Source organism: Paenarthrobacter sp. CAP02 (genome assembly GCF_040137855.1).
In the GTDB taxonomy this organism is placed as follows: Bacteria; Actinomycetota; Actinomycetes; order Actinomycetales; family Micrococcaceae; genus Arthrobacter.
In genome coordinates this window covers 15,422-30,536 of sequence record NZ_JBEEII010000012.1, presented here as the reverse complement: position 1 = coordinate 30,536, position 15,115 = coordinate 15,422, and the positions used below count along the sequence as shown (strand labels likewise).

The window sequence follows — 15,115 nt, the reverse complement described above, 5'->3', positions numbered from 1 at the left end:
TGCCAGCACTTCCGCATCCCGGTACCGCCGGGCAAATCGGTTCCCGGCCCGCCGTACCCCCTCCCACAAGGGGAAACGGCCTGACGGGCCAGATAACTTTAGCCTACCTGTTGTTCGTACTCCGATGCACTGAGCAGGGAATCCACGGCATCTGCCTCGGCCAGTTTTACTTCGATCAGCCAACCTTCGCCGTAAGGGTCGGAGTTGATGAGGGCAGGATCAGTATCAAGGGCGTCATTGCGGTTGATGACTTCTCCCGTCACCGGAGCGTAGATGTCACTGACACTCTTGGTCGACTCGACCTCCCCCACCACTTGGTTTCCGGTGACTTTGGTGCCCGGTTCGGGCATCTGGGCGTATACGACATCGCCCAGCGCGTCCTGGGCGAAGTCCGTGATGCCAATCCGCACCACCCCTTCGGAGTCCGGGGCGGATACCCATTCGTGTTCCGCGGTGTAGGACAGGTCTGCTGGAATATTGCTCACGGGTGGCCTTTCATCGGGATATTGACGAATCTCGACGGCGGCCCGCAATGCTGGCCACCGCTGAAAGTATAGGCACATTTCCCCTGCACCCAAGGGGGTCTCTGCCATGATTGACCCATGACTGAACAAGCACAAGTACCAGCTCGGAAAAAGGGCAATGCGGGGGTCAAAGCCATTCTGGTACTGGTGGCACTGCTTGTCGCCACGGGCGCCTGCTTTATCCTCGGCGCAGTGCGGCAGAGTCTTGGAGCGAGCGTCCCGGCCGGGATGTTTTAGAGCTTCGTCTTCACCTTCTGTCAAAACCCGCCACGGAATAGTCCGTGGCGGGTTTACTTTTTGCCGGGTGGCTGAGCCTCAGGCGACAGTCGCCCGGCGTGGTTCGCGCTCGACGTCGGACGCTGCAGCAGGTGCCGGGACTCCCCCGCGCCTGGCTGTGGCTGCAGCAATGACCATGACCACAAGTGCTGCGACAGTGATGCCCGCGCCGGCCCAGATGGGAGAGGTGTAGCCGAGACCGGCTGTGATGGTGACCCCACCAAGCCAGGCCCCCAGCGCATTGCCCAGGTTGAAGGCACCGATGTTCGCACCGGACGCCAACGTGGGCGCTGTGGAGGCGAAGTGCATGACCCGCATCTGCAGGCCCGGAACTGTCGCGAACCCAAACCCGCCCATCAACGCCAGGGATACCAGGGTGGCTATGCTGTTGGACGCAGTGAGGGCGAAGAACACCAGTACGAGGACCAGCCCCGCAAGAATTACGATGAGCGTCTTATCCAAGGCTTTGTCAGCTGCCTTGCCGCCCAGGAAGTTCCCCACAAAGAGTCCGGCTCCGAACAGCACCAGGAGCCACGGCACCGCACTGGACTCGAAACCGGAGACTTCGGTCAGGGTGAAAGCAATGTAGGTGAAAGCGCCGAACATTCCGCCGAAGCCCAGGATGGTGACCAGGATGGAGAGCCAGACTTGACCGGACTTGAAGGCACCCAGTTCGCTGCGAAGGCCCTTGGTGGGTTCCGTGCTGGCCTTGGGGACCATGAGCGCGATGCCGAGGAGGGCGATGACGCCAATCGCAGTGATCGCCCAAAACGTGGAGCGCCAGCCGAAGTTCTGGCCCAGGAGGGTTCCAAAGGGCACGCCCAGCACATTGGCGGCGGTGAGGCCGGTGAACATGATGGCGATGGCTCCGGCCTTCTTGTGGGGCGCGACCAGACTTGCGGCCACTACTGACCCGATACCGAAGAAGGCTCCGTGGCATAGCGCGGCGATGATGCGTCCAATCACCATGGCCGTGTAGCTGTCAGCGATGGCCGACAGGAAATTGCCCGCGATGAAGAGGACCAGCAACCCCATAAGGACGGGTTTGCGTGGCAGGCGGGTTACCGCAGCCGTCACCAGCAGGGCACCGACGGTGACGCTCAGGGCGTAGCCGGAAATGAACCATCCGGCAGATGCCTCGCTGACGTGGAAGTCGGCAGCAACCTCCGGCAGGAGGCCCATGATCACGAATTCGGTTAATCCGATGCCGAATCCGCCTAGGGCGAGGGCAATCAACCCTGCAGGCATGTAAAGCTCCTTATCTGGGTGGCTCCCGGGAAGTGGAAGTGCGCCGCCGGGAACCGTAGAATAATAGTTGCAGACGCTCTATATATAGTTGCACACGCTAGATACTTGCGCAAGCAACTACATTTGGGTGAGTCTGTCGGAGGCCGGCTAAACAACGGAGGAGCACAGCAAACATGGGCATCAAGGATGACGCCGTCGAGGTTCGGGCACAGGGCTGGCGGACCCTTGCGGCCCTGCATGGAAGCATCGAAGCGGAACTGGAGAAGGCACTCCAGGCTGCTAGCGAGTTGTCCGTCGTCGAATACACGGTCCTGGACGCCTTGAGCCGCCAGGACGGCTGGCACATGCGGATGCAGCAACTGGCCCGCGCCACGGCCCTGTCCAGCAGCGCCACTACCCGCCTGGTCAATCGGCTTGAAGATCGCGGACTCCTCACCCGCATTCTGTGCGCAGACGACCGCCGGGGCATCTACACCGAACTGACAGGGGCCGGGCAGAAGCTTCTCGAGGCAGCCAAGCCGGTCCATGACGACACCTTGGCAGCTGCATTGGATGCCGCCGAGGCCATGCCGGAGCTTGAACCCCTCGTCCGGGCGCTCGGCGCGCTGCAGAAGGCCTAGCCAGGTCCCGGTCTTGTATGTTTCCCCCGGGCGTTGAACACAGGGATTAGCGGACAAGCCCGGGTGAACTTGGCTTGTTAACGACCAAAGGCCGGAATCAACGCGTTTCCGCGTGATTCCGGCCTTTATGGTCGGGCTGACAGGATTTGAACCTGCGACCCCTTGACCCCCAGTCAAGTGCGCTACCAAGCTGCGCTACAGCCCGCTGGTTCCACCGTTCTCCGCCTAAGTTTTCCTCCGAAGAGTCCCACCTAAGCAGTCCGGCCGAACCACCTCCAAAAGCTTACACGAAGTTGGAGGGTGCCAACGCCATCTCAGCCAAACTCGGCTGTGATGCCCGTCTCACTCAGCGCTTCTTGCCACGCTTCTCGCGGACGCGCATGTTGACTTCGATGGGCGTGCCCTCGAAACCGAACGTTTCGCGGAGGCGGCGGGTAATGAAACGGCGGTATCCCGGGTCCAGGAAGCCGGTGGTGAACAGTACGAACTTCGGCGGGCGGCTGGATGCCTGGGTGCCGAAGAGGATGCGCGGCTGCTTGCCACCACGGACGGGGTGCGGATGCGCAGCGACCAGCTCGCCCAGGAACGCGTTCAGGCGTCCCGTGGGAATGCGGCGGTCCCAGCTCTCCAAGGCCGTGTCCAGGGCAGGGACCAGGCGGTCCTTGTGCCAGCCGGTCTTGGCTGAGATGTTGACGCGCGGCGCCCACTCGACGTGTGCCAGGTCCTGCTCGATTTCGCGCTCAAGGTACCGGCGGCGTTCGTCATCCAGCAGGTCCCACTTGTTGAACGCGAGAACCAGCGCACGGCCGGACTCGATAGCCAACTGGAGTATGCGGACATCCTGTTCACTGAGGACTTCGTCGACGGCAAGAAGCACGACGGCGACCTCCGCCTTTTCGAGCGCAGCCTGCGTACGCAAGGAGGCGTAGAAGTCAGCACCCTGCGCCATGTGCTGGCGACGGCGGATACCGGCAGTATCCACGAAGCGCCAGGTGCGGTCGCCGAGTTCGATGAACTCGTCAACCGGGTCACGCGTAGTACCGGCCAAGGTGTCAACCACTACGCGCTCGGAGCCCGCAAGCTTGTTCAGGAGCGAGGACTTGCCCACGTTCGGGCGGCCGATCAGTGCGATACGACGAGGTCCGCCCGTGCGGTCCACGCCTTCAACCAGGGAATATTCGGGCAGCGTGTCCATGACGTGGTCAAGGAGGTCGGCGACACCACGGCCGTGGAGCGCGGAAACGGGGTACGGCTCGCCAAAGCCAAGGCCCCACAGGGTAGCCGTATCGGCTTCCTGGGCGAAGTCGTCAACCTTGTTGGCCACCATGATGACCGGCTTCTTGCTCTTGCGGAGCATCTTCATGACGCCCTCGTCCGTGGCGGTCGCGCCCACGGCGGAGTCCACCACGAAGAGCACGGCGTCGGCGAGTTCCACAGCCATCTCGGCCTGCTCGGCGACCCGGGCGTGGATGCCCTTGGCGTCGTGCTCCCATCCACCGGTGTCCACGAGGGTGAAGTTGCGGCCGTTCCAGTGGGCCGAGTACATCACGCGGTCGCGGGTCACACCGGGGGTGTCTTCCACGACGGCTTCACGGCGGCCCAGGATGCGGTTGACCAGGGTGGACTTCCCCACGTTCGGTCGACCGATGATAGCAAGGACGGGGTCCAGCTTCAGGGGGCCTTCGTCGCCCTCGTCGCCGTACTCGCCACTGAGCAGTGCCGCATCTTCTTCATCGAGCTCGTAATCGTCCAGGCCCGCCCGGAGCGACGCGGCGCGGAGTTCGGCCTCCTCGTCATCCAGGGCAGCCAGGTTCTCCGCCACCTGGTCGGTGCCGGTGGGCGTGTATTCGTCGTCGCCGGCTCCGTGGAGTCCGGATTTTTGAGTCGTATCGCTCATTGCACTTTCCTTAGGGGTGGTCTGCCGGCGTCCCGGCTACTGCTGTTTGGCGGTGCTGCGAAGTGGGCGCTTCGGGCGCAGGCTCGCTGGGGAGGTCCTGGCCCGTGGCCCGGATGGCGTCCTGGACGTGTTCAGCCAGGGCCTCGCGGATGTCCGCAGCCGCCCTGTCCATTGAAACACGCCCGGGTTCGCCCTTCCGGCGCTTCACCGTGACTGGTTCGCCGAAGCTGACATAGAGCTTCCGGCGTGGTTTGGGGATATGGTCCCGATGCTCATCGCCCTGGCGGGTTCCAAGAATGGCGACCGGAATGACTGTCGCGGCGGAGTTCAGTGCCAGCCAGGCAACTCCGCTGCTGATGCTTTCCGCGGATCCGCTCCCCCGGCTTCCTTCCGGGAGAATACCGACGCAGTGACCGGCGTCGAGCAGTTTCTTGCCCGAATGCAGGGCCGCGCGGTCGCCGGAACGGTCCACGGGGATCTGCCCGGAGCCCCTGAGGACCTTGCCGAGGATACCCGTGAACATCTCCTTCTTGACCAGAATGTGCATGGGACGGGGCGAAGCACCGAACATGACCGGGCCATCGAGGAAGCTGATGTGGTTGGCGGCGAAAACCACCGGGCCTGCCGCGGGCACGTTGCTTTTGCCTGTGACTACTGTCCGGTAGACAACATGGTCAATGATCCATCCGATGGGTCGGCTCCACAGCCGGCTCCATTGCGCGGGGAGCTGGTTCTTAGTCGCCATAGATGACCTTGCTGACGATAGCCAAGGCGGTATCCACCGTCTCCTCGAAGTCCAGGTCCGAAGAATCAAGTGTCACTACGCCGTCGGCTGCCTGCGTGAAGTTCACTACCGTGGAGTCCTTGGCATCCCGCTGGATGACCTGGGCGGCAAGTTGTTCCTTGCTTTGCGTACCGCCCAACTGGATCCCACGACGCCGGAGCCTGGCTTCCTCGCTGGCTGTCAGCAGCATGCGGACCTCGGCATTGGGTACCACGACGGTGGTGATGTCGCGCCCCTCCACCACCATGCGGTGGTGGTGCTGTCCGATGAGCTCCCGCTGCCGGCGAATGAGTTCCGTGCGCGCACCAAGGGTGGTGGCGACCGCACTCACGGAAGAAGAAATCAGGGGGTCCCGGATCTCTTCCGTGATGTCCGTTCCGTCCACGGCTACATACTCCGTGGCTGTGGACGTGCTGATTTCCAACGGAATCTTCTTGGAGGCGTCCTCCACCGCTGCGCCGTCGTGAAGGTCCACACCGGTCTTGAGGCAGTACCACGTCAAGGCGCGGTACATGGCGCCGGTGTCGAGGTACGCCAGCTTCAAACGCCGGGCCACCTCTTTGCTGACGCTGGACTTCCCCGAACCTGACGGGCCATCGATGGCTATCACCAAAGGCTTACCGGGGCGGGCGACCGTTTCCGGGCCAAAGAATTCTCGTGTCATTACTGGAGTACCCGCCATCCACGGTCAGTCAGAGCTTCAACAAGGAGATCGTGTTTGCTGGGAAGCACGGAGAGCTCCACCATGCCCACGTTTTGGCCCGACGAATGGTCCAGCCGGAGGTCTTCGACGTTGACACCGATTTCCCCAATCTCCGTGAGGAGGTGCGCGATCTGGCCCGGCTTGTCGTCCACCAGGATGGTGAGCCAGGAGTATGCCTGCGGGGGCCCGCCGTGCTTGCCCGGAATCCGAGCCTGCCCCGCGTTGCCCTCGCTGATGAGTTGCGCCAGGTCGAGGCGGGCACCGGGCGCCAGCGGCTCTTCCAGGGTTCCGATCAGGCGGTTCAGGTCCTCGCGGACACCATGCAGGATCGACACCACTTTCTCCGCGTTGCCACCCAGGATCTGCACCCACAGGGTGGGATCGCTGGCTGCGATGCGGGTGGTGTCCCTGAGCCCGTTGCCGGCCAGGGACAGCGCATGGAGCGGCGTCCCCTGCAGACGGCTGGCGAGCAGGGATGACATGATCTGCGGCAAATGCGACACCAGGGCAACGGCTTCATCGTGCTCGTCCGCGGTGAACTGCGAAACAGTCGCACCGAGGTCCCCCGCCAGCGAACGGGCTACCTGCAGGGCCGCGCTTCCGGTCTCCTCCGTGGGGCAAACAACCCACGGCATGGACGTAAAAAGCTCACCGCGCGCTGCGACTGGACCGGACTTTTCACGGCCGGCCATGGGATGGGTACCCACGTACCGGGTGAGATCGACGCTCCGCTCCCGGAGTTCACCCTGGATGCCGGCTTTAACGCTGGCGATATCGACGACGACGGCGGACGGGTAGTCCACCAGCGCCTTCTCCACCACATCGGCCGTGACGTCAGGCGGTGCGGCAACCACGACAAGCTGAGGCTGCTGGTCCAGCTCCGCCAACGGGCGGCCCGCGCCGATATCCACGGCGACCGCCTGGTTGGTCGGTGACGGATCAAAAAGGAACACGGGAACCCCGCGCCCGCGCAGGCCCAGGCCTATGCTGGCCCCAAGCAGGCCTGTACCGAGAACGACGACCGGGCCATCGAGATGGCCCCGGCCGTGCGTACCGAATGCCGACATGCCCTAGAGCCCTACGGATGCCAGGAGGTGTCCGACTTCCTGCCTGCCAAGGTTGCGGATGCTGCCCTGTCGCTGGTCGCCCAAACCGATGGGGCCAACCTTGACGCGGACCAGCCGCTCCACCGGGAAGCCGACGGCGTCGAACATGCGGCGCACAATACGGTTCTTGCCGGAGTGGAGGACAACCTCGATCAGGACGTGGCCGGGAGTGGAATCGACCAGCCGGAAGGAATCCACTGCGGCGACACCGTCTTCAAGCTCGACGCCGCTCTTCAGCTTCGCGCCGACACCCTGCGGGAACGGCCCGCGGACCTGGACGAGGTACGTCTTGGGTACCTCGTAGGAAGGGTGCGTGAGGCGGTTGGCGAGTTCGCCGTCGTTCGTCAACAGCAGCAGTCCCTCGGTGGCGACGTCCAAGCGGCCCACATGGAACAGGCGTTCGCCCTTGTTCTTGTTGTTCTTGAGGAAGTCGCTGATGCAGGGACGACCCTCCGGGTCTTCCATGGTGGAAACGACGCCCTTGGGCTTGTTGAACACCATGTAGACGAGTGTTTCGTCGAGCTGGATCCGGATGCCGTCAACGTGGATCACGGCAGCCGTGGGATCCACGCGCATGCCAAGCTCGGTGGTCACTACACCGTCAACCTCGACGCGACCTTCGAGGATCATTTCCTCGCACACGCGGCGGGAGGCCACGCCGGCCTGCGCCATGACCTTCTGCAGGCGTACGCCGTCTGCGTCGTGGAGGTCAGACTGCGGGACTTCCTGGCGCGGGCCGCGGTTGCGTCCCGGCTTACGGATGGGACCCAGGTTCTGGCCGAATCGTTCGCTGCCGAACGCTTTGGAGCCGAACTGCTTGGCCTGCTTCGGTTTGGGCTTCAACGCACCCGGAGTACCGGGTGCCTTGCCAAAGCCGGGCTTGTTGGAGCCGGGCTTACGGAAAGGCTTGGCAGGCCGGGCAGCCTGGCCACGGTCGTAGTCGCCGGCCGATGTGGGGTTGTCGGGATCGAAGGGAGCCGCTTCGCGCGGCTTCGAAGCCTTGAAAGGGCGACCCTCGCCCTGGGTGAAGTTGCGCTTCCCAGCGCCGGCGCTGCCGCCGCGGCCCGAAAAGCCGCCGGCGTTGGAGCGGCCTGCGCCGCCCTTGGCCTCATTGCGTCCGGAGCTGTTGCGTCCCGAACCGTTACGTGGTGAACTCTGGCGTCCCGCCTGTGTCATGACCCGTCCTTGTGTAGTAATGGCCGGCTTTCCGTGCTGCAATCAACACTAGCCAGCCGGACAGACATCGTCTGCCCCTTGTTGCTGTGCACCTTCTTGCGGTGCTTGTATCCGTATTAAGTTCTGGTGCCGCCGTCTGTGGCCGTTGGCTACATCCGGGTGGCGTCGTAATACTCGTCGATCCCTTCCAAACCAGGAAGGTGGGGCGAGAGCTGGGGCAGTTCCGCCACCGAGCCGATACCCATGCGTTCGAGGAAGTACGAGGTTGTCCTGTACAGGACCGCCCCGGATTCGGGATCGTTTCCGGAGTCCTCGATCAAACCACGCTGGGTAAGAGTCCGGACAACGGAATCAACGTTGACGCCTCGAATCGCGGACACCCGGGCCCTGGAGACCGGTTGCCGGTAAGCAATAACCGCCAGGGTCTCAAGCGCAGCCTGAGTCAGCCTGGTGGTCTGCCCTTCAAGGACGAACCTGCCCACGATGTCGGCAAAATCCGACCGCGAATAGATCCGCCACCCTCCGGCGACGTTCCGCAATTCAAAACCCCGGGGTGCAGTGCTGGCATCGGCAAAGCCGACAGCATCCACGTCCGGGGCTTTAACAGTATAGCCGCTATACTCCCGCTGCAGGTCATGCAGCAAATCCTCGACGACGGCGACCGTCACGTTCAGTCCTGCTGCCAGTTCTTCGGTGGTGGCGGGTTCGTCGATGACCATAAGGACAGCTTCCAACGCAGCACGGGCTCCACCTGGCAGTCTTTCGAGCGCAGCCAGCCCGTCCGGCTCCATTTCCTGCTCACTCATTGTTACTGTCTCCATCGTTCCCGGATTCGTCGGCGCCTGGCATTGGCCCGTATTCCTCACTCAGGCTGGAACTGTCCCACGCGGCATCATCACCGGTCCAACGCACCGTCAGCACGGCAAGGGGCTCGGGCTGCTCGAAGGCAACCACCCGGTCCCGGAACATCTCCAGCAATGCCAGGAAGCGCGCCACCACTGTAAGGGTGCTCTCGGCATCGGCTATCAGCGCGTTGAAGGTCAGGGGTGCGCCCAGCTTCAAGCGATATCCCATGATCTCCGCCTGCTCCTTCACGCTGACCGGCGGAGCATGAAGGTGGTCCAAGCCAACTTCCGGGGCCACCGTGTCCTTGGGCTTGAGTGCCTTGGCCGCCAGTTCCGCGAACTGTCCGGGCGTGTGCCGCCACACGAGTTCCGGGAGCAATGCCGCGAAATGGCTTTCCAGGGCCACCTGCCGCGGGTAGCGGAGTGCCTCCTCTTCCAGGGTCCCGCCCAGTATCCCGGCGATTTCCTTGAAGGCCTTGTATTGCAGGAGCCGGGCGAACAAAAGGTCCCGGGCCTCGAGGAGTGCAATGTCTTCCGCGTCTTCCACCTCGCCGGCGGGAAGGAGGCGCGCCGCTTTCAGGTCCAGCAACGTTGCGGCGATGACCAGGAACTCGCTGGCTTCGTCCAACGCCCAGTCCTCGCCCAGTTCCTGCAGGCGGCGGATGTACTTGATGAACTCATCGGTGACGGTGGCCAACGCGACTTCGGTGATATCGAGCTTGTGCTTGGATATCAGGCCCAGAAGGAGGTCGAAGGGCCCAGTGAAGTTGGCCAGCCGAACCTCGAAGCCCGGCTTACGGGCCTCGGAGGTGCCGGCGTCGGACGCGGTCTCCCCTACGGCCGGTGGCGCGGCCGTGGGAGTGTCAGTCATCGGGGCGAGCGACGGTACCACCGTCGGCTACGGCGCGCCGCCGCGCGAAATCAGTTCCTTGGCGAGGCGGCGGTATGCGTCTGCGCCAATGTGGTTACCGGCGTAGCTGGTGATCGGCTCGGCCGCTACGGTGGCATCGGCGAACTTGATGGAGCGTTTGATGACGGTTTCGAAGACTTTGTCGCCGAAGGCTTCAACCAGGCGGGAGATCACTTCGCGGCTGTGCAGCGTGCGGGCGTCGTACATGGTTGCCAGGACACCGTCCACCTGCAGGCGCGGGTTGAGGCGGTCCTGCACCTTTTCGATGGTCTCCACCAGGAGTGCTACCGCGCGCAGGGCGAAGAACTCGCAGATCAACGGGATGATGACGCCGTGTGCTGCCGTCAGCGCATTGACGGTCAGGAGGCCCAGCGAAGGCTGGCAGTCGATCAGGACGACGTCGTACTCGTCTTCGACGCTCTTCAGTGCGCGGTCCAGGACCTGCTCGCGCGCTACTTCGTTCACCAACTGGACTTCGGCCGCGGAGAGGTCGATGTTGGCAGGCAGGAGGTCCACGCCTTCCACTCCGGTCTGCTGGATGGCGTCACGGATACTGACCTTGCGGTCCATGAGGACGTTATAGACGGTGAGGTCGAGCTCGTGCGGATTCGCACCCAGCCCAGCGGACAGGGCTCCCTGGGGGTCGAAGTCCACCAAAAGGACACGCCGGCCGTACTCTGCGAGCGCAGCCGCGAGATTGATGGTGGACGTGGTTTTGCCGACGCCACCCTTTTGGTTGACCATGGCGATGACTCTCGCCGGGCCGTGGGAGGCCAACGGAGCGGGTTCCGGAAATTCCCGATAAGGGCGCCCGGTGGGCCCCATGACGGCGTCTTCCAGATCGAGCCCGGTACCTTCCAGCGTTGCGGAACCCCGTTCGATGCTCACGTATCCAACCACTCTTTCGACGACGATCTTCCCTGCTGCTGCGCCCCCGGCTACAGCGCTACTACCCACCTAGGCTACAGGCCCCGACACGGTATTCCGGGGAACTTGACATTGGCCGCGTATTGAGCCTTGACCCTCTAGTTGAAGTCGAAGGTTCCGGTTCACGACGCCGGGCCGGGCCTTGGGAGCACCGAAGGCCGGCACCCCAACAGGTGCCGGCCTTCGTTTCATTGCGTGCTTCGCGGTGCGGTGCTAGACCGCTGCTTTTTCCCGGGACTCACCTTCGGGGGCAGTTTCCTCGTCGCTGCCATGGGCGATCATGGTCTGCTCGTCGAAGGGTTCGTTGCCGGAGAGGACGCGCTCCACCTGACTGTTGTCGATTTCCTTGACCCAGGTGCCGATCAGGACCGTGGCCACGGCGTTGCCCGTGAAGTTGGTCAAGGCGCGGGCTTCGGACATGAAGCGGTCGATTCCGACGATCATTCCCACGCCGCCCAGGAGCTCCGGCTTGTGTGCCTGAAGGCCGGCGGCCAGTGTTGCCAGGCCTGCACCGGTGACACCGGCAGCGCCCTTGGAGGCGATGATCATGAAGATGAGCAGGGAGATCTGGGCGCCGAGGTCCAGCGGCGTGCCCATGGCGTTGGCGACGAACAGGGATGCCATGGTCAGGTAGATGGCCGTACCGTCCAGGTTGAAGGAGTAACCCGTGGGGACCGTGACGCCAACAACCGGCTTGGAGACACCCAAGTGCTCCATCTTGGCGATGAGGCGGGGCAGGGCAGCTTCGGAGGAGGACGTGGAGAAGATGAGCAGGTATTCGCGGGCCAGGTACTTCATGAGCCGGAAGATGTTGACGCCAGCGACAACCCGGAGCAGCGTTCCCAGGATAACCACGATGAACAGTGCGCAAGTGATGTAGAAGGCCAGCATCAGGGTGAACATGCTGAAGATGGCTTGTGCACCAGTTGCACCGACGACGGCGGCGATGGCACCGAAGGCGCCGACCGGAGCCAGCCACATGATCATGATGAGGATACGGAAGACCAGCCGTTGTCCGTGGCCAATGGCCTTCAGGATGGGTGTGCCTTCCTTGCCCATCTTCTGCAGGGCGAAACCAACCAGGATGGCAGCCAGCAGGGTGGGCAGGACGGGGATGTCACCGGGGATAATTCCGAGGAGGAAGTCCGCGGTGCTGTCCGTTGCGGCCTTCTTGTTCGGGTCATAGGGGGTCAGCTTGAGTCCCTCGCCCGGGTGGATGAGGTTTCCGACGACCAGGCCGATGGCCAGGGCGAAGGTGGACATGGCCACGAAGTAGCCCAGGGCCAGTCCTCCGACCTTACCGACGGTTGCGGCCTTGGCGATCGAACCGATGCCCAGGACGATCGTGCAGAAAATGACGGGGGCGATCATCATCTTGATGAGCTTGATGAAACCGTCACCCAGGGGCTTGAGGGATTTTCCGACCTCGGGGAACAGCAGGCCGACTACGGCGCCCAGCACCACGGCCAGGATGACGGCGATATACAGGTAGTGGGACTTGTCGAGCCCCTTACGTCCACCTTTGGCAGCGACTGCCGACTCTCCTCGTTGAGAGGTCATGGGATTCTCCTTCTGGATACTGTGTAAGGCGCTGCGGTCCTGCACTGATGTCCAATCCGCTGCCCTTGTGTGATATCCATCATTGAGCCGTTGGTGACACACATCACCGTTGCGGTCATATTGGTCATGGGAGGTCCACGTGTTTCACAGCTGGAGCATCGCCCGCCGTCTGTTTGTGGCGAACCTGCTGTTCGTTCTGGCGCTGACGGCGGCTTTCGGTGCATTTTCCTTGCTGGAGGCCAGGGACCGTGCATACGGAGACGCCGGCAGCCGAATGCGTGCCATTTCGACATCCATCGCCAACAATCCGCTTGTCCTTCAGGCCGCGTCCTCGGGGGATCCCTCGGCCGTTCTTCAGCCGTATGCCCTAAAGGTCATGAGTGAGGCCGATGCGGACTTCATCACGATCATGGCTCCGGACCGGACGCGCTGGACCCATCCCCGGGCCGAGGAGCTGGGCAAGCCGTACATCGGAACCATTGAACCGGCCCTGAACGGCAACACGTTCACTGAGGTCACTGCAGGGACCCTGGGGCCCTCGGTCCGGACCATCTCACCTGTCAAAGACCAGGACGGCACGGTCAAGGCGCTCGTGGCCGCCGGGGTGACCGTGCGGACCGTGGACACTGACGTTGCCGATCGTTTGGGGGTGATCGGCGGCATTGCACTTGTGGTGCTTACCTTCGGCTCCATCGCGTCCTGGCTGCTGGGACGGTACCTGCGTTCGGTGACACGCGGCTGGGGTCCGGAACAGCTGGCCCAACTCTTCGCCTACTACGAATCCGTCCTGCACTCCGTGCGCGAGGGACTCATCCTCGTGGATACCCGTGGCAAGGCGGTGATGTACAACGACCAGGCGGCGGAACTGCTGGGCCTTGAACCGTCCGACGCCGATCGGTCCCCTGCTGCTGCCCCACGGCTGGCCGACCTGCCGTTCGATGGAAGCCTGCGGGCGCTGTTCGAGTCCGGGCGGCCGGCCCATGATGAAATCCACCTCACGGGCTCTCGGATTTTGGTGGTCAACCAGGCCCCGGCGGTGGCGCCTGTGCCTGGGCGCAGCAGGCAGAAACCGGCCGTTTACGGCACGGTGGCGACCATCCGCGACCGCACCGAGATTGAGTCCTTGGGCACTGAGCTGCAGACCATGAAGACGTTGTCCGATGCCTTGCGGGCCCAGACCCACGAACACGCAAACCGGCTGCACATGATCGTCTCGCTGCTGGAGTTGGGCCGCACTCCGCAGGCCTTGGATTTCGCCACGAAGGACCTCGAGTTGAGCCAGCAACTCACCGATGACATGGTGGCGTCCGTTGACGAACCGGTCATGAGTGCCCTGGTCATGGGTAAGGCTGCAGAAGCCCATGAGCGCGGGGTGGAACTGGTGGTCCGCACCTCCGGAAGCTCCGGTGTCCGCGGGCTTGAGATCCAGGACCTGGTAACCATCCTCGGCAACCTGCTGGACAACGCGATCGACGCCGCTGCCGCCGGTGAGTCCCCGCGTTCGGTGGAGCTGGTCGTGGAAGCGGGCGCTGCCGCCGTCGAATTTACGGTGCGGGATACCGGCAGTGGCATCAATCCCGATTCCATTGACGACGTGCTCCAGTACGGCTTCAGCACCAAATCGCCGGCAGCAAGTACGGGAGGAGCCCATGGCCGCGGGGTCGGGCTGGCCTTGGTCAGGCAGGCTGTGCAGCGACTGAACGGTACGATGACCATCAGCAATCCCGGCGGTGCACAGTTCCATGTTGTGCTTCCTGTGCCGGATCCCGAGGAAGAGCAGGCATGACAGACATCCGCGTCCTGGTGGTTGAGGACGAGCCGATAGCGTCCGATGCCCATTCCGTCTATATCGGCCGCCTCGACGGTTTCACCTTGGTGGGCACCGCACCGGATGGACAGTCGGCCCTGCGGATCCTGGGCGAATTCGCGGCATCCGGCGAACCGGTGGACCTGGTGCTGCTGGACATGAACCTGCCTGACCTGCACGGCCTGGACGTGGCCCGCCGCATGCGGTCGGCGGGCGTATTTGCCGACATCATCGCCATTACGGCTGTCCGGGAATTGAACATCGTGCGCAGCGCCGTGTCGATCGGCGTCGTGCAGTACCTCATCAAGCCTTTCACTTACGCGACATTCGCCGACAAGCTGGGCAGCTACCGGACGTTCCGTGACCAGCTGGCAGGTTCCCTGTCCGGGATTTCCAAGGCCGGGGCGTCCCAGAGCGACGTGGACCAGGCGTTCGCGAGCCTTCGCGCCCCCACGGAATTGCCCTTGCCCAAGGGGCTCTCCGGCTCGACACTGGAGTCCGTGAAGGACCTGGTGAGGTCGCGGCAACAGCCGGTCTCGGCCAGCGAAGTCATGGAGGCGCTAGGAATGTCCCGCGTCACCGCCCGCCGGTACCTGGAGTACTTGGCTGTCGCCGGGACGGTTACCAGGGCAGCGCGGTACGGCACCCCGGGGCGCCCCGAAAACGAATACGGCTGGAACCGAAGCTAGTTTCTGTATACACAAAGAGCTGAAAACCATCCAACTGTCGCTT

General features: G+C 63.4%; 15 protein-coding genes and 1 tRNA gene. 4 read left to right on the top strand and 12 right to left on the bottom strand.

From position 1 onward, the window contains the following. Nucleotides 1-98 precede the first annotated feature (98 nt). Nucleotides 99-485 (bottom strand): glycine cleavage system protein GcvH, encoded by a 387-nt coding sequence (gene gcvH, locus ABHM97_RS18340; protein WP_211711344.1) that lies wholly within the window; start codon nucleotides 483-485, stop codon nucleotides 99-101. Between the two features lie 117 nt (nucleotides 486-602). On the opposite strand from gcvH, the gene ABHM97_RS18335 reads away from it, so the two are divergent. Further along, nucleotides 603-761 carry a hypothetical protein gene (locus ABHM97_RS18335; RefSeq protein WP_235520409.1) on the top strand — a complete coding sequence of 53 codons (159 nt, stop codon included), beginning with the start codon at nucleotides 603-605 and terminating at the stop codon, nucleotides 759-761. A gap of 78 nt (nucleotides 762-839) precedes the next feature. Here the strand turns inward: ABHM97_RS18335 and ABHM97_RS18330 are convergent, their stop codons facing one another. Further along, the gene (locus ABHM97_RS18330) at nucleotides 840-2,048 is read right to left on the bottom strand and encodes an MFS transporter (protein WP_349471773.1); all 1,209 of its coding nucleotides are present in this window, start codon (nucleotides 2,046-2,048) and stop codon (nucleotides 840-842) included. A 173-nt stretch (nucleotides 2,049-2,221) separates the two neighbouring features. Between ABHM97_RS18330 and ABHM97_RS18325 the strand changes: the two genes are divergently transcribed. Further along, nucleotides 2,222-2,668 carry a MarR family winged helix-turn-helix transcriptional regulator gene (locus tag ABHM97_RS18325; RefSeq protein WP_349471772.1) on the top strand — a complete coding sequence of 149 codons (447 nt, stop codon included), beginning with the start codon at nucleotides 2,222-2,224 and terminating at the stop codon, nucleotides 2,666-2,668. Nucleotides 2,669-2,796: 128 nt separating this feature from the next. Here ABHM97_RS18325 and ABHM97_RS18320 read toward each other — a convergent pair. The 10 genes from ABHM97_RS18320 to ABHM97_RS18275 form a co-directional block, all read right to left on the bottom strand. After that, nucleotides 2,797-2,873: transfer RNA gene (locus ABHM97_RS18320), tRNA-Pro, on the bottom strand. 141 nt (nucleotides 2,874-3,014) lie between these two features. Then, nucleotides 3,015-4,565, bottom strand: coding sequence for a ribosome biogenesis GTPase Der (der, locus tag ABHM97_RS18315; RefSeq protein ID WP_235520406.1), 1,551 nt, complete (start codon nucleotides 4,563-4,565; stop codon nucleotides 3,015-3,017). Between the two features lie 10 nt (nucleotides 4,566-4,575). Further along, entirely contained in the window at nucleotides 4,576-5,310 is a 735-nt protein-coding gene (locus ABHM97_RS18310; protein WP_349471771.1) for a lysophospholipid acyltransferase family protein, read from the bottom strand. Continuing rightward, nucleotides 5,300-6,013 (bottom strand): (d)CMP kinase, encoded by a 714-nt coding sequence (gene cmk / locus ABHM97_RS18305; protein WP_211711350.1) that lies wholly within the window; start codon nucleotides 6,011-6,013, stop codon nucleotides 5,300-5,302. Before cmk ends, ABHM97_RS18310 begins: the two co-directional genes overlap by 11 nt. Beyond that, nucleotides 6,013-7,119 carry a prephenate dehydrogenase gene (locus tag ABHM97_RS18300; protein WP_349471770.1) on the bottom strand — a complete coding sequence of 369 codons (1,107 nt, stop codon included), beginning with the start codon at nucleotides 7,117-7,119 and terminating at the stop codon, nucleotides 6,013-6,015. The genes cmk and ABHM97_RS18300 overlap by 1 nt, the downstream gene beginning before the upstream one ends. Before the next feature lie 3 nt (nucleotides 7,120-7,122). Continuing rightward, the gene (locus tag ABHM97_RS18295; protein WP_235520403.1) at nucleotides 7,123-8,334 is read right to left on the bottom strand and encodes a pseudouridine synthase; all 1,212 of its coding nucleotides are present in this window, start codon (nucleotides 8,332-8,334) and stop codon (nucleotides 7,123-7,125) included. A gap of 149 nt (nucleotides 8,335-8,483) precedes the next feature. Beyond that, nucleotides 8,484-9,140 (bottom strand): SMC-Scp complex subunit ScpB, encoded by a 657-nt coding sequence (gene scpB, locus ABHM97_RS18290; protein ID WP_235520402.1) that lies wholly within the window; start codon nucleotides 9,138-9,140, stop codon nucleotides 8,484-8,486. Continuing rightward, complete coding sequence (locus tag ABHM97_RS18285) at nucleotides 9,133-10,050, bottom strand: segregation and condensation protein A (protein WP_349471769.1); 918 nt, start codon at nucleotides 10,048-10,050, stop codon at nucleotides 9,133-9,135. Before ABHM97_RS18285 ends, scpB begins: the two co-directional genes overlap by 8 nt. Before the next feature lie 27 nt (nucleotides 10,051-10,077). Continuing rightward, complete coding sequence (locus ABHM97_RS18280) at nucleotides 10,078-10,977, bottom strand: ParA family protein (protein WP_235520400.1); 900 nt, start codon at nucleotides 10,975-10,977, stop codon at nucleotides 10,078-10,080. A 252-nt stretch (nucleotides 10,978-11,229) separates the two neighbouring features. Next, entirely contained in the window at nucleotides 11,230-12,576 is a 1,347-nt protein-coding gene (locus tag ABHM97_RS18275) for a cation:dicarboxylate symporter family transporter (RefSeq protein WP_349471768.1), read from the bottom strand. 139 nt (nucleotides 12,577-12,715) lie between these two features. Between ABHM97_RS18275 and ABHM97_RS18270 the strand changes: the two genes are divergently transcribed. Together ABHM97_RS18270 and ABHM97_RS18265 are read left to right on the top strand one after the other, a co-directional pair. Continuing rightward, a complete protein-coding gene (locus tag ABHM97_RS18270) occupies nucleotides 12,716-14,362 on the top strand; it encodes a sensor histidine kinase (protein WP_349471767.1) in 1,647 nt (548 codons plus the stop codon). Beyond that, the gene (locus tag ABHM97_RS18265) at nucleotides 14,359-15,072 is read left to right on the top strand and encodes a response regulator (RefSeq protein ID WP_349471766.1); all 714 of its coding nucleotides are present in this window, start codon (nucleotides 14,359-14,361) and stop codon (nucleotides 15,070-15,072) included. Before ABHM97_RS18270 ends, ABHM97_RS18265 begins: the two co-directional genes overlap by 4 nt. The last annotated feature ends 43 nt before the right edge of the window (nucleotides 15,073-15,115 follow it).